This is a genomic window from Priestia sp. BR_2, assembly GCF_041954005.1.
GTDB classification, from domain to species: Bacteria; Bacillota; Bacilli; order Paenibacillales; family Paenibacillaceae; genus Paenibacillus_AQ; species Paenibacillus_AQ lautus_A.
Genome location: NZ_JAVFHM010000185.1, coordinates 1 through 12,949, shown reverse-complemented (window position 1 = coordinate 12,949; position 12,949 = coordinate 1). Strand labels below are relative to the sequence as shown.

The 12,949-nt window shown below is 50.3% G+C and carries 16 protein-coding genes; 3 read left to right on the top strand and 13 right to left on the bottom strand.

Annotation, left to right across the window (positions count from 1 at the left end):
- Positions 1–117 precede the first annotated feature (117 nt).
- Entirely contained in the window at positions 118–645 is a 528-nt protein-coding gene (locus tag RB298_RS09425; protein WP_486046937.1) for a GNAT family N-acetyltransferase, read from the top strand.
- 27 nt (positions 646–672) lie between these two features.
- On the opposite strand, the gene RB298_RS09420 is transcribed toward RB298_RS09425, so the two are convergent.
- A complete protein-coding gene (locus tag RB298_RS09420) occupies positions 673–1,470 on the bottom strand; it encodes a formate/nitrite transporter family protein (protein WP_486046936.1) in 798 nt (265 codons plus the stop codon).
- Positions 1,471–1,798: 328 nt separating this feature from the next.
- On the opposite strand from RB298_RS09420, the gene RB298_RS09415 reads away from it, so the two are divergent.
- Positions 1,799–2,395, top strand: coding sequence for a YjgB family protein (locus RB298_RS09415; RefSeq protein WP_486046935.1), 597 nt, complete (start codon positions 1,799–1,801; stop codon positions 2,393–2,395).
- Positions 2,396–2,485: 90 nt separating this feature from the next.
- Here the strand turns inward: RB298_RS09415 and RB298_RS09410 are convergent, their stop codons facing one another.
- The 3 genes from RB298_RS09410 to RB298_RS09400 all read right to left on the bottom strand — a co-directional run bounded on the left by RB298_RS09410 (position 2,486) and on the right by RB298_RS09400 (position 6,148).
- Positions 2,486–3,487, bottom strand: coding sequence for a phosphotransferase enzyme family protein (locus RB298_RS09410; protein WP_486046934.1), 1,002 nt, complete (start codon positions 3,485–3,487; stop codon positions 2,486–2,488).
- Between the two features lie 130 nt (positions 3,488–3,617).
- Entirely contained in the window at positions 3,618–4,604 is a 987-nt protein-coding gene (locus tag RB298_RS09405; protein WP_096773349.1) for a formylglycine-generating enzyme family protein, read from the bottom strand.
- 83 nt (positions 4,605–4,687) lie between these two features.
- Positions 4,688–6,148, bottom strand: a complete 1,461-nt coding sequence (locus tag RB298_RS09400) for a sulfatase family protein (protein ID WP_096773348.1) — start codon at positions 6,146–6,148, stop codon at positions 4,688–4,690.
- A gap of 245 nt (positions 6,149–6,393) precedes the next feature.
- Between RB298_RS09400 and RB298_RS09395 the strand changes: the two genes are divergently transcribed.
- Positions 6,394–7,197 (top strand): helix-turn-helix transcriptional regulator, encoded by an 804-nt coding sequence (locus RB298_RS09395; RefSeq protein ID WP_486046933.1) that lies wholly within the window; start codon positions 6,394–6,396, stop codon positions 7,195–7,197.
- A 17-nt stretch (positions 7,198–7,214) separates the two neighbouring features.
- Here RB298_RS09395 and RB298_RS09390 read toward each other — a convergent pair whose 3' ends face one another.
- The 9 genes from RB298_RS09390 to RB298_RS09350 all read right to left on the bottom strand — a co-directional run bounded on the left by RB298_RS09390 (position 7,215) and on the right by RB298_RS09350 (position 12,751).
- Positions 7,215–7,820: a class I SAM-dependent methyltransferase gene (locus RB298_RS09390; protein WP_096773516.1), complete on the bottom strand. Its 606-nt coding sequence runs from the start codon at positions 7,818–7,820 to the stop codon at positions 7,215–7,217.
- A 114-nt stretch (positions 7,821–7,934) separates the two neighbouring features.
- Positions 7,935–8,717 (bottom strand): sulfite exporter TauE/SafE family protein, encoded by a 783-nt coding sequence (locus tag RB298_RS09385; RefSeq protein WP_486046932.1) that lies wholly within the window; start codon positions 8,715–8,717, stop codon positions 7,935–7,937.
- Positions 8,718–8,886: 169 nt separating this feature from the next.
- The gene (locus RB298_RS09380; protein ID WP_486046931.1) at positions 8,887–10,014 is read right to left on the bottom strand and encodes an MBL fold metallo-hydrolase; all 1,128 of its coding nucleotides are present in this window, start codon (positions 10,012–10,014) and stop codon (positions 8,887–8,889) included.
- 108 nt (positions 10,015–10,122) lie between these two features.
- The gene (locus RB298_RS09375; protein ID WP_486046930.1) at positions 10,123–10,710 is read right to left on the bottom strand and encodes a sulfurtransferase TusA family protein; all 588 of its coding nucleotides are present in this window, start codon (positions 10,708–10,710) and stop codon (positions 10,123–10,125) included.
- A gap of 112 nt (positions 10,711–10,822) precedes the next feature.
- Positions 10,823–11,119: a rhodanese-like domain-containing protein gene (locus RB298_RS09370; protein WP_096773343.1), complete on the bottom strand. Its 297-nt coding sequence runs from the start codon at positions 11,117–11,119 to the stop codon at positions 10,823–10,825.
- Between the two features lie 30 nt (positions 11,120–11,149).
- Entirely contained in the window at positions 11,150–11,515 is a 366-nt protein-coding gene (locus RB298_RS09365) for a rhodanese-like domain-containing protein (protein ID WP_096773342.1), read from the bottom strand.
- A gap of 45 nt (positions 11,516–11,560) precedes the next feature.
- Complete coding sequence (locus tag RB298_RS09360) at positions 11,561–12,046, bottom strand: DsrE/DsrF/DrsH-like family protein (RefSeq protein ID WP_015734628.1); 486 nt, start codon at positions 12,044–12,046, stop codon at positions 11,561–11,563.
- An 89-nt stretch (positions 12,047–12,135) separates the two neighbouring features.
- Positions 12,136–12,363, bottom strand: a complete 228-nt coding sequence (locus tag RB298_RS09355) for a sulfurtransferase TusA family protein (RefSeq protein WP_096773341.1) — start codon at positions 12,361–12,363, stop codon at positions 12,136–12,138.
- A gap of 127 nt (positions 12,364–12,490) precedes the next feature.
- Positions 12,491–12,751, bottom strand: a complete 261-nt coding sequence (locus tag RB298_RS09350) for a metal-sensitive transcriptional regulator (RefSeq protein ID WP_009591350.1) — start codon at positions 12,749–12,751, stop codon at positions 12,491–12,493.
- Positions 12,752–12,949 lie beyond the last annotated feature (198 nt).

Below are 12,949 nucleotides of genomic sequence, written 5' to 3'. Positions count from 1 at the left end.
CTTTATTTTTTATGGAACAACGCGAATTCCGTGCACTCCTCTTCTCTTTATCAATACATCTTATATAATGAAATCTAATCCATATTAGCCAATACGGTTTATCCAGGGAGGGACATCATGTTTCCAGAACTAGAGACTCAACGATTAAGACTGCGTGAAATCCGGCTTCAGGATGCCGAGGCGATCTACAGCTGCTTCTCGCATGAGCAGGTGACCCGCTATTACGGTCAAGACACGTTGACCAGCCCCGAGCAAGCTCGTCGATTCATTGAGCTGTTCGCTAACAACTACGCAGAACAGCGCGGGATTCGATGGGGCATCGAAAGGAAAGATAGGCAAGGCCTGATCGGGACGATCGGATATAACGCATGGTCCCCACGGCATAGAAGAGCAGAAATCGGATATGAGCTCCATCCCGACTTCTGGAGGCAAGGATATGCCAGCGAAGCGGCCTCCGCCATCCTGGCATATGGATTTCAGGAGCTTGGCCTAACCCGCATCGGTGCCGTCGTTTTTATCGAGAACCAGGCTTCCCATGCACTGCTGGCCAAGCTCGGATTCGAAGCGGAAGGAACTCTGCGCCAGTATATCTATCAGAACGGCACGGCACACGATACGCGGGTGTATTCATTGTTACAAGGCTAGCGGAGCTAAGCTTGCAAGCTTCCAAACCTATTCACCAGAGGATTCCTTCGCATCCAGAAAAGGCTTGTTCACAAAATAATACATAAAGCCCATTAATAGAACGCCGCCGATCAAATTGCCGAACGTTACCGGAATCAGATTATGCAATACGCCATCAAACGAAATCGTGCCCGGATGATTCAGCACGAGCGCAATGGCAAAGGTGCACATGTTCGCAACGCTGTGCTCGTATCCGGAGATGAAAAAGCAGAAAACAAACAGCATCATGGCAAACATTTTGGCTCCGTCGCCCTTCAGGGACATGGGGATGAAAAAGGCAAGGCATACGAGCCAGTTGCACAGAATCGCTCTAAAAAACAGCTGCATCGTCGGGGTGGTCATTTTGTGTTCCACCACATTGAGCAGAAATCCGTTCACGGAGGAATCGGTGAATAATCCCGTTAAGAAAATCAACAGCGCAAACGTGCAGGCCCCCAGGATGTTTCCTGCATAACTGAAGATCCACAGCTTGACTACTTCCAGCCAATTTAATTTCTTGCGGAGAGCGGCATACGTGTAATAAAACGTGTTCCCTGTAAACAAATCCCCTCCCCCGTACGCGATCAGGATAATCGCCGCGCCAAACGTAAGGGCAGCCATCGGATAAGTCAGCGGGGAATGCTCCAGATAAAAAAAGTTGCCCGTCTTAAAGGCGACGATGACGCCAAAGCCGATAAACATGCTGGCGAGCATGGAGCGCGCGATGTAGCGCAGCTGGCTTTGTTTAAAAATTTTGTGTTTTTTGAGAGCAAGCTGCTCCACCTTGAGTAAGGATTCGGTTTCCATAATTCCTCCTGAAAAAGTCGGTTCTATATAGATTACACGATTTTTCCAAAAATTCATATCACCTCTGTACTATTACCCCATTTTTCGAATAACGCTCAGGTCATGGACGGATTCATCAATGTTCGGCCGATTGGCGACCCGATTCATCGTTCAAACCGTTAGGATCAAGCAAGGCTTCTTATTCCAGGTATCAAATCTGCAATGTCATCTTCATAGAATCGTAACCCATTTCCCTTAAACATCAACTATCATGGGAAGATAAGTCAGGATCACTTGTTTGATACGCAGCGCATGTGGTAAGTAGTTGTTACAAAGGAGAGGATGCAACATGAACTTGAAGCAACCAGCTAAAAAAGCAATCGTCACTTTGACTATGGCGGGCGTCGTCGGCCTTAGTGCATTCGGAGCAAATCATGCTGTTTTGCCACTGCAGCAGGCTGAAGCCGCCACGGCGGCAAGCGCCGAGGATTATGCTGCCGAGCACGCGCTCAAGACGCTCAACAGCTTTTATAAACCTGCATTGAAGGGACAATTCCCCGGTGCGGTCAGCGGATTAACGATCGGTAAAAGCACGAAGCAGGACGTGTACAAGGCCATTGGCGAGCCTCCCGTGCCAGGCAAGGATGCCGATGCCTTCGACGAATACGGGGCCAACATGGGGAATCCGGGCTACGCCTTCTCCTACAAGCTGAATAAGATTCGCGAAATGCGATATTTTGGCACCAATGTGGAACGACAGACGAACATCGGCGGCATCACCATGAAAATGCTGAAGAAGAATTGGTTTGCTCCGGATGCCACCACCACATTCAAGAACGGAAAAACGAAGCAAACCAAGCTGACTTACCATCGTGGTGAATATAAGCTGGAGTTTATCTTCAACAGCAGCACGGACCTGGATCATATTAATCTGCTGAAAAAGTAACGGTTGAATCAATTCATTTTAATTTTCTTGAATAACGGTTCGCCACATTAAGAAAAACCCCGGTCTCTTGAAGAGATCGGGGTTTTTGGTTTACATCAAATACTGTGTCAACACGTCTTCCATCCATGCCTGACTTTGCTCCAGCCGCGTCAATCCGGCTGCCAGCATATCGATCTGCTCCTGCAGCACATGGGAATCATCGGTCCCTTCCCGATAGCGGCTCAAAAAATGCAAGAAAACGTCAACCAAACGCAAGCGCAGCAGTACCGGTATGGCAGCAATCTCCTCTTCGGTCAGCCGTACGCGGCTGGCAAAGCCTTCGCAGAACTGCCGGATAGCGTCCTTCTCCTCCGCCATTCCCAAAAATCCCGAAATGACGACCGCAGGTTCCATCGCCCTGACATCCTTTGTGCAAAACTCGAAGTCGAGCAACGCGATGACCTTGCCCGATTGTTCCGAATCTACGAGCAGGTTTGAAAAGTTCAGGTCCCCGTGGACCAGCTGCTGCGGCAGATTTTTCAGGGATTCCAGCCTGCCGGATATCTCGGTGTACGCTTCTTGAAGGATTTGCAGCGCGTTTCCTTGTTCCTGGAACTCGACGGGCGGTCGCTTGCAGAAATCCTGAATGAATGTCCTGCTGCACGAAGGATACGATTGAAGCAGCTCGTAATAGGGCGGATACACCGGCTCCATTCCAATCGAACAAGCCGCAAGTGCACTTACCAGTTCTCCCGTTTTTTCCCCGAAGGAATAAGTCGCTTGAATGCTCTCTTCATCCGGTCGCGCTCCTTCAATGTATTCGAATAGGCAAGCGTATCGATCACTTCCGTCCTGAACCCGAACCATCTTATCGCCAGACGTTGATGGAACAGGCGCTGGGACCTTAAAGCTAAGGGGTGCCCGCTGGAGCGAGTCCAAAACCGCAAACTCGAATTGGATCCTTGCCTTGTCACGATGCGTATTGTAAATGCGCATGACCGAACGCCGATGCGGGTTATGAATAAAAAGGGTCGTATTGTTCCAGCCCGTAGGGCCGTTCACCGTATCTCCGTACCACTCGGGCCAATACGATTGCAGAAGCTGCTGAATCATGATCCATCCTCTCTTACCTTTATAAATCCTATCGTAATCTGAAAATATCATCATTTTTCGCGAAATTTCTTTGGTTTTCGCAATTATAACCTTTACGCCAAGCTGCATTGTCTATTAACAACAATAAGCTCTATAACACCGCATCCCTCACCACCCGGAAACCGCAGTTGCCCGTCGAGCTGTCGGGTGTATTCCCGCTCCGCGCCGCGACTCGATACCGGTTGCAGTAGGATCTGTGGCACAGGTACGAACCCCCGCGCATCGACCTTCTGCCGGTAGGCTCCCCATAGAACGGATTGTTCGCCGAGGTCTGTTGATGATACGACGGGCTGAACCAATCGCCGCACCATTCCCATACGTTGCCGGACATGTTGTACAGTCCGTAACCGTTCGGTTTGTAGGCATCCACCGGCGCGGTTCCGATGTACCCGTCGCTGGCGTTATTTTTGACCGGAAATTTGCCCTGCCATATGTTGCATTGATGCTCTCCGTCCTGTTTCAGCAGATCTCCCCACGGATAGGTCCTGCCCTCCAAACCGCCGCGAGCCGCATATTCCCATTCCGCTTCCGTCGGAAGCCGCACGCTTGCCCACTGACAGTAAGCCGCGGCATCGTTCCAGGATATATGTACGACCGGATGGTCCATTCGGTCTTCGATGCTGGAATCCGCCCCCTCGGGTGCTGCCCAGTATGCCCCTTCGACCACCAGCCACCAAGGTACCTCTTGCGGCACCTGGGCTACTGCTGCCTTCGTTTCCTCCGAAGCCAGCAGTTCAAATACAAACGACCAGCCGAACCGTTCCGCTTCCGTCACATAACCGGTGGCTTCCACAAACCGTTGAAATTCCCCATTCGTTACGGCATGGGACGAGATCTCGAATCCGGAGACGGTTACGCTGCGAGCTGGCCCTTCCCCGTCACGAGGGAAACCTTCATTCGAATTCGTGCCCATCGTAAACGTCCCTCCAGGCAGCATGATCATATCGGTATGAAAATCAGGATGAGACTGTTCATCATACTTTTCGTCTCTCATAGTGCCAATAAGAGCCTTCTGGCCGGATCCCGTCGACTGCACGTGCGCTCTGGATCCTGCGCAGCAGGAATGTGGTTCTCCCATGTTATTTGTTCCTCCTATCCTTGATACGGAGAACAGGACAACCGCTGTCAGAGCGGTTATCCTGCTTCACCTTGCTATTGCGATTACACGAACTCCCGAGGATGACGGCGCATCAGCTCCGGCACCGCTTCTCCCCGGCCCGTGTTCTTCAAACGCTCGATATACCGGGGCAAATGACCTTTGGCGTGGTAAGGTCCCCCCTCTTTCATGACCGTCCACAATGGATCCACGTCAAACGGCATTGTCGACATCATATGATCATGCCACTCATTCAGCAGATAGACGGCCTCCCGGCAAAGATCCGGTCTTTGAGACGCCTGGTTGTGCTGCTCATACACATCCTCGGTGATATGGAACAGCATTTCTTTGTCGAACAGATGAAAGCCGTCATGATAGGTACGAATGTACAGCCAATCTCCAAACCGCACGCTTCGCTGGCAGACGTGTGCACATTGGGATACCACCAGATACTCCCTGCCGCTCTCGCGTCCGCTTCGCAGGGTCTCGGCATAACTGACTCCATCCCAGCTTCTTGCCGGTGCCACGTTCATATATTCCGCCATCGTAGGCAGTAGATCCAGATGATAGTGCAGATTGCGATCCGATATCCCTTGCATGATGCCTGGCCCTCGGATAATCATCGGAATGCGGCAGGTTCCCTGATCCGCTGTGCCATGTTCTCCATAAATCCCAAGCTCCCCCATGTTCTCGCCATGATCCGCCGTTATGATTACGATCAAGTCATCCATAACGCCCTTGGATTCCAACAGCTCGAAGATGGCCCCGATATGCTCGTCCATATGCCGAATGCCGCAATCATAGCCGTCCACCATCGTCCGCAAATCCTCCATCGTCCGAATCTCTCCGGGATGACGCGGGTAATCGGGGGATACATCACTATTATACATGTTAATTTCGTTTACACCATGCGGGCCGACCTTCTTCTGATGCTCCTGAAGCACGTCTTCGGATAACCACTCCGGAAGAGGATCATGCTCGAACGGATTGCCCAGCGACTGAGGTGCACGATACGGCGTATGCGGATCCCAGAAGTTCACATAGAGCATCCAGTTATCTTCATCGGCGTTGCGATCCAGCCAGTCCAGCACGACCGGAGACACTTCCTCAGCCGACTCCAAGCCGCCTTTGCCTGTATTATACATTTCATTGAAGCCCGCATAGAAGGTCCAGGCGGAATGGCGCTCTCCAAACGGACTGATCAACGCGGTTTTCATGCCGGCCCGGCGAAAAATGGCGGGAAAGCTCTCCGAAGCCAGCTTGTCGCGGAAATCCCGCGTAATGCCTTCATGCCGCACGTCGGCTGCCGAGCCTCCATGGCCCACGACCCCGTTATGAATGCCGAACTTGCCGGTCATCAGCGCGGTTCTTGAAGGAAAACATGGAGCGTCGGAGGTATAGTAATTGTCGAAGCGTACGCCTTCCGCCGCTATCCGGTCAATGTTGGGCGACGTATTCCGATGGTATCCGTAACACCCTAAATGATCCGGTCTGGTCGAGTCCAAATCCAACAATAATACTCTCATACACGTATCGCTTCCTTCCTCATCCCTTTTCTCTTATCCTTACATGTCAGCGTTTACAAAATGACTGCTATTGACAGAAATTATAGGCCAATGCTTCCTGTTGAGTCGATGTACATTTCGTTAATTTATTGTACGATTCTACTTCAATTTAGGTTAGCTGACCTGTAAATACCAACAAACACCTACTCATTGGAAGCATGAATATGCTAGGCTATAGGTATAAAATCACTGCGAGGTGCTTGCCTGTGATCCAGTTAATGAGCGTGAATTTTGATGATCATATCCCGAACTGGCGGACTCAGCTTGAGACGATCCGTTACAACGTGCTCGTTGTGGTAAGAGAAGGCAAAGTGAGGTATGAAATCAACGGGGAGGAGATCATTGCGGAAGAAGAAGACGTGCTCTTCATCCCGCAATCGACGAAACGGAGCGGCGGCAACTGGAATGGCATCCCTCATCGGAAATACACCATTCTCTTTACGATGGATCCTCAGGTAACCACAGGCATTCCGTTTCTGGATGGAGGGCAATTCCTCAAATTCAACCTTGCGCATATTCAGTATGCCTACCGCCGCTGCGAGCGATTATTCGAGGAAATGCGCGGCGGCAAAAGCTACCGCTCCATGATCTGTCAGGGCATCATGCAGGAGCTGCTCGGCATGCTGGCCCGGGAACTCGAGAAGACCGAGCTGCCGCCAAGCAAAAGAAATTATGCGGACACCATCAAATCGTATCTGTTGGACCATTACCGCGAACCGATTGAAATCGATAAACTCGCGAAGTTAATCCATCGTTCCCCCAATTATGCCACCGCCCTCTTCAAGGAGGTGTACGGTCATTCCCCGATTCGGTACATGCACCAGCTGCGCGTGCTGGAAGCGTGCGGCCTGCTGCTTCATTCCGACATGACAATCGCTCATATCGCCCACTATCTGGGTTATTATGACACGTCCTATTTTTATCGCATGTTTAAAAAATACACCGGTCTGTCACCCTCCGACTATGTGCAACAGGGCGATCGGTCCGATGTATCCAAGCTGTTCATCTAATGATTACTCGCAAATATTCATTTGATGGACGGCTTTTGCCCCGCAAACTGAATGACATGGGACAAGCCCTGATGCCCCTGTCCTTCCTGCCGAACGACCTCACCCATGAAAAAATGGACAATTCGCCAATCCGCAAAAGCTTCGAGGAAATCCCCGGGTGCGTATAAAAACTGAGGATCTTGCGGTCCCCCGCTTCGATAAGGAATCTGGTACGGGGAATACACTTCGGTGAGAAAATATCCTCCCGGCTTCACCGCGGTTTTCACGCCTTCCAACGTCCTTGTTCTCAATTCTTTGGGAAAATGTCCGAACACGCAAATGATCTCATCCCATTGCTCCTTCGTCCACTGCGCTTCCCCAAGGTCCACAAGCTCGGTGCGAATCTCAACGCCGCTGGCTTCGGCCAGCTTATTGGCTTTGTTCAGGCCGGACTCCGCATAATCCCACACGGTAACGTTCATGCCTTCGCGTGCCAGAAACACCGCATTTCGTCCTTCGCCCTCCGCGATCGCAAGCGCATTACCCGTTAATGCCAACCTCTTATGCATGTCGGCTATAAATACATTGGGCTCGGTTCCGAAGACATAGTCTTCGCCCTGAAACCGTTCATTCCATGGATTCATCATTGGATCCCCCCTATTGATCATCAATTACTTGAATAACATTGGGCATATCACCATATTACCATGCCTGTTTCATCCTCTGCAGCATCGCCTCTTACTTAAACGATAGAACCATCATAGAATGTCCAGCCAAATTTTGATGGCCGTTGTCAGGATCAAAACGGCCAAAATGATCTGCAGTATCTTTGTGTTCATCTTCTTGCCTGCGGCCGCACCGAGTGGAGAAGCGATCAAGCTGGCAACAACCATAATAAGGGCGGGGATATAATCCACTTGCCCCGTCGTCAGTTTGCCAACCGTCGAACCTATGGATGAGATGAAGGTGATCGCAAGCGATGTGGCAATGGTCATCCGCGTAGGTATTTTCAATACAACCAGCATGATCGGAACGAGCAGGAACGCGCCGGCCGCTCCGACGATACCGGCTCCGATTCCGACCACAAGAGCAAGCACAGCGGCCAGCCATTTATTGAACTTGACCTGATCCAGGGGAATATCGTCCACCCCTTTGTTCGGGATGAACATCATCACGGCCGCAACCAGCGCCAATATGCCGTAGATGAGATTGATGCCGCCTTCGCTCATCATCTTGGAGCCGAAACCGCCGATGAAGCTGCCCAGCAATATGGCTGAACCCATATAGATAATGAGCGTTTTGTTCAGATATCCGCCCTTGCGGTATGCCCACACGCCCCCGATCGTGGCAAAGAATACCTGTACGGCGCTGATGCCCGATACTTCATGCGCGGTGAAAGCCGCAAGGCCGAATAACGGCGGGATATACAGCAGCATCGGGTATTTGATGATCGATCCGCCGATGCCAACCATCCCTGATATATAAGAGCCAATGAATCCGATTAAAAATATCGTTATGATGAAGGAGATACTTAGTTCCATCGTGCTGCCCCCTTATTTCTCTTTAGAAAAGGGAACCTTCTGGTTCCCTCGGATCTCTTTACATCTTGTTTCATACGTTTATATCCATGGCCGATCTTGTTATCGCCCCTTGCTATGACTCCTAATTATGAATAATCCTGCCTCTTAACATCAGACGTCCTTGTCAAAATTAACGTACGGCACAGCGGTTCGGCCCAATCTCCATCTCACGCTGCCGCTCGGTGTCAGGGTTCATTTTCCCCATGTTGGTTTGACGGATTTCCTGATAGCTGTTAGGCTGCGGCGGCAGATTCTGCGTTACCAATGTTCGGAATTCCGTCTCGTCGGCGATGTTGAGGCCATGGTTTTCCCGGTACAGCTCTCCCAATTTCTTCGCGACCGTCCCGTCCTCGTTCAATTCGTCCATGATCATGAAATGCGCCGGCAGCACGGTCAGATCATCCGATAGATGGGGGTAGCGGGCATAGAGCGTCTCCCGCAAATCGCCGACCCAATCGTCTGCCAGTCCCGCCAGATCCGGACGGCCGATGGAATCGATAAACAGAATATCGCCTGTCAGCAGGTAGCGGTCATCTATGACAAACGAAGTGGATCCGATGGTATGGCCTGGAGAATGGAGCGCATCGATGCGGATGGTGCTCCCGCCAATCACCACTTGATCGCCGTTCTTCAACGGCTCGTATTTAAACACGACCTCGCTGGCATCCTCTGGCGGAAGCCAGTATACGGCTCCTGTCTGCTCAGCAATCATTCGACCGCCGGAAATATGGTCTGCATGGAGATGGGTATCGAACACATGCTTGATTTGGGCATCCACGCTTTCGGCAAATTCAAGATATACCTCCGTCATGCGGGTAGCGTCAAACAAAGCCGCTTCGCCGTTCGATACCGCCATATAAGACAAACAACCTTTGCCGATACGAACAAACTGATATAGCGTGCCGCCATCCGCCAAGCTGCCGATTTTCAGCGGGACAAGATGTTCGCTCCAGGCTTTCATCCCCCCTTTTAAGTACGCGACATTCCGTCCGTGCTCGGCCAGCATCTCGGCCACCATCACCGACGAGCCTTCCTTGGCGCATACAACCAGCACTTCTTGATCCATCGGGATTTGATCCAATATTTCTTCCACGCCGTCAATCAAATCAAAATAAGGGATATTCAAATGCCGAACTCCTTCGCCCTCAATCTTCCAATCTTCAAAATCCGAAGGGTTCCGCACGTCCAATAGAAACTGGCTCTCTTTGCGAATCACCTTCATGGCCACTTCTTGCGCTTTCATTTCTCTCATTGTCATGGTGCTCTTCCTCCTCTTAAATTCAGTCATTGGATCTGATAAATTGCACATTCCTTCCGGCTGCCATTGTAAATACGAAGTGCTAAGCATGCTTATTGGACAGCCATCTTAAGCATCTGCGCCATCATTCAAGCCCAATGTTTCTCCTCTCCAGCCGCTCATGCCCGGCACCACGTTTATAATGCTTGCATAGCCTTTAGCTGAGAGCTTTTGCGCAGCGAGGTCGCTCCTTGTCCCGGTACGGCAGATGACATAGATTTCATCCTCTTTGTTCAGCTCGACCATGCGTTCATCCAGTTCGCCAAGCGGAATCGATACGGCATTGCGAATATGCCTGAAAGCAAACTCCGCCGCTTCCCTCACATCCAGGACGATGATTGGCGCTCCGGACGCAAGTTTCTCCTCCAGCTGATCATTAGACGCTACATGTGGATAGCTTCGTTCTGCCGTTTCTTCCCCTGACGATTTGCGAAGATAGTGCTTCAGCACATCCCCCTCTTCAATCGTACCGAGATATTGATGGCCCGTGCTTTCCGCCCATGCCTGCATGTCTGCCTTGGAACCTTTGTCGGTTGCCTCTACCTCCAGCACATAACCGGCTTCAAGATCCTTCATCGCTTTTTTCGTGCGGACGATGGGCATCGGGCATGCCAGCCCCTTAGCGTCCAGCTTCATATTCGATTCAATTGCTGTCATATCACATACAACCTCCATTGTTTTGTTTGTTAGACCCTAATACCCCAATGGGTATATTTCATTTCAAAAAAAGGGGGTGACTAACACACCCATTCTTTTCAAACAGACACGATTACTCTGTTTTGCCCTCCCATGCGAGCATGCCGCCCGTCATATTGACGACGTGATAGCCTTGGCTTTCCAAATATTCAGCTGCACGGCCGCTCCGGCCGCCGGAACGGCATACCATGATATATTCTTTCGACCGATCAAGATCCTGCTTGCGGAATTCAATCAGACCGAGGGGAATGTTGACGGCGCCCGGAATTTTCCCTTCCGCGACTTCTTCCGCTTCTCGCACATCAATGATATTCACGGCTGTCCCGTCACTCAACATCCGCTCTAGATCTTTTGGAGAAATTTCTCTCATAATTGATCAGCACTCCTTTTACTTTTAAGTTTACGACCAGGCATTCATGCCGCCTTTCACATTCGTTACCTTCTCAAAGCCTGATTTCTTTAATGTTTTGCTGGCTTTGTTGCTTCGCATACCGCTTTGGCAGATCAATACCACTTCCCTTTCTTTGGAGAGCGACTCGCTGCTCAACAAGAGCTGATCCAGCGGAATATTGCGGAAACCCCGAATGTGATTTCCCTTGAATTCTCCCGGCGTCCGGACATCGATGAACTGCTTGTTCGCATTGGCATCCTTCAGCTCATGGTTTAGCTGAGCCGCGGTAATTTGCCTGACTCCTTTGGCCGGGAGAATTCTCCAAACGACAAACAGAATGATAAGTGCAATGAACAATACATTGAGAATATCCATCTTTATTCCCTCTCTTTATAACAGCAGCCTTCGCTTCTGTTTTCCTTAAATGAACAAGTTAACATTGCCATCCTGAGCGTCGCCCAAATACGCCGCAACGCCCGCATACTCGATGCCGTCCAGCAGTTCTTCTTGCTGCAGCCCAAGCAGATCCATCGTCATCGTGCATGCAACCAGCTTCACATCCTGCTCCTGCGCCATCTCGATCAATTGCGGAAGCGGAACGGCGTTGTGTTTCTTGATCACGTCCTTGATCATTTTGGGACCCATCCCGGCAAAATTCATTTTGGAAAGTCCCATGTGGTTGGATCCGCGCGGCATCATCTTTCCGAACATCTTCTCGATGAAGCTTTTTTTCTTGGGCAGCAGGACATCCTCATCCTTCCGCAATGCGTTCAGCCCCCAGAAGGTGTGGAATATCGTCACCTCATGGTCGTATGCAGCCGCACCGTTGGCGATAATATAGGCAGCCATTGCTTTGTCATAATCGCCGCTGAATAATACGATCGTTGTCTTTTTTGTTTCTGTCACGTCATGATCTCCCCCTGTAATGCGTTTATTAATAGATCCAATAGCAAAGTCTCTTATACCCCTACGGGTATTAATGCACTCAAAAAAATTTATCCCTTCTTAATCCAAAACTTCAGCACGCCGCCATCCTCTTGATGTTCCAGCATCTCGTTGCCCGTCGATTTGGCCCAAGCCGTCAAATCGCTCTTCGCGCCTTGATCCGTTGCATGAATCTCAAGCACTTGACCTTGTTCCATTTCTTTCATCTGTTTCTTTGTTTTCACGATCGGCATGGGACAGGCCAAGCCTTTAACGTCCAATAGTTTATCCGCGTTCATCATGATTCCTCCTTAAAATGGATGAGTATAAGATCTATATATACCCATGGGGGTATATTAAACGATATCGAAGGTCCTGTCAATCTTATTCGTGGATCCTGATATTAAAATGAGGGACACTTCCCCATTATCTGCTCTTAACTAGCAGATTTACCGCTTCAACCACAAGCTTCTCCGTATCCTGCCCGGTCTCTGCGGCCTGCTGTACGCATTCCACAAGATTTGAGCTGACGACAACGCCGATCGTCCGATCGATCGCCGTCCGCGTCGCAGACAGCTGGGTGATCACTTCCTTGCAATCCTGGTTCTCCTCCATCATTTTCAGAATGCCGCGCAGCTGCCCTTCAATGCGTTTCACCCGATTCTTCATCTGATCATTGTAATCCATCTGGATCCCCCTCCTGTCCGTGTACTATTATTAGGATGCATGATTTAAAGCATATAGGTTGCATGTCCTTAATATATACCCCCATGGGTATATTGTCAAGTTTCGGCTGCCACAGCTTCATTGAGATGAGTTCTAACTTGCCGATTAACAGACATGTCTGATATTTGTCACACCTTTTTATGCTGCCCTATGCTATGA

Coding starts and splice junctions, on each gene's coding strand:
- RB298_RS09425 (WP_486046937.1), top strand. CDS start 118: ATGTTTCCAGAACTAGAGACTCAACGATTAAGACTGCGTGAAATCCGG.
- RB298_RS09420 (WP_486046936.1), bottom strand. CDS start 1,470: ATGGAAACCGAATCCTTACTCAAGGTGGAGCAGCTTGCTCTCAAAAAA.
- RB298_RS09415 (WP_486046935.1), top strand. CDS start 1,799: ATGAACTTGAAGCAACCAGCTAAAAAAGCAATCGTCACTTTGACTATG.
- RB298_RS09410 (WP_486046934.1), bottom strand. CDS start 3,487: ATGATTCAGCAGCTTCTGCAATCGTATTGGCCCGAGTGGTACGGAGAT.
- RB298_RS09405 (WP_096773349.1), bottom strand. CDS start 4,604: ATGGGAGAACCACATTCCTGCTGCGCAGGATCCAGAGCGCACGTGCAG.
- RB298_RS09400 (WP_096773348.1), bottom strand. CDS start 6,148: ATGAGAGTATTATTGTTGGATTTGGACTCGACCAGACCGGATCATTTA.
- RB298_RS09390 (WP_096773516.1), bottom strand. CDS start 7,820: ATGAATCCATGGAATGAACGGTTTCAGGGCGAAGACTATGTCTTCGGA.
- RB298_RS09385 (WP_486046932.1), bottom strand. CDS start 8,717: ATGGAACTAAGTATCTCCTTCATCATAACGATATTTTTAATCGGATTC.
- RB298_RS09380 (WP_486046931.1), bottom strand. CDS start 10,014: ATGACAATGAGAGAAATGAAAGCGCAAGAAGTGGCCATGAAGGTGATT.
- RB298_RS09375 (WP_486046930.1), bottom strand. CDS start 10,710: ATGACAGCAATTGAATCGAATATGAAGCTGGACGCTAAGGGGCTGGCA.
- RB298_RS09370 (WP_096773343.1), bottom strand. CDS start 11,119: ATGAGAGAAATTTCTCCAAAAGATCTAGAGCGGATGTTGAGTGACGGG.
- RB298_RS09365 (WP_096773342.1), bottom strand. CDS start 11,515: ATGGATATTCTCAATGTATTGTTCATTGCACTTATCATTCTGTTTGTC.
- RB298_RS09355 (WP_096773341.1), bottom strand. CDS start 12,363: ATGAACGCGGATAAACTATTGGACGTTAAAGGCTTGGCCTGTCCCATG.
- RB298_RS09350 (WP_009591350.1), bottom strand. CDS start 12,751: ATGGATTACAATGATCAGATGAAGAATCGGGTGAAACGCATTGAAGGG.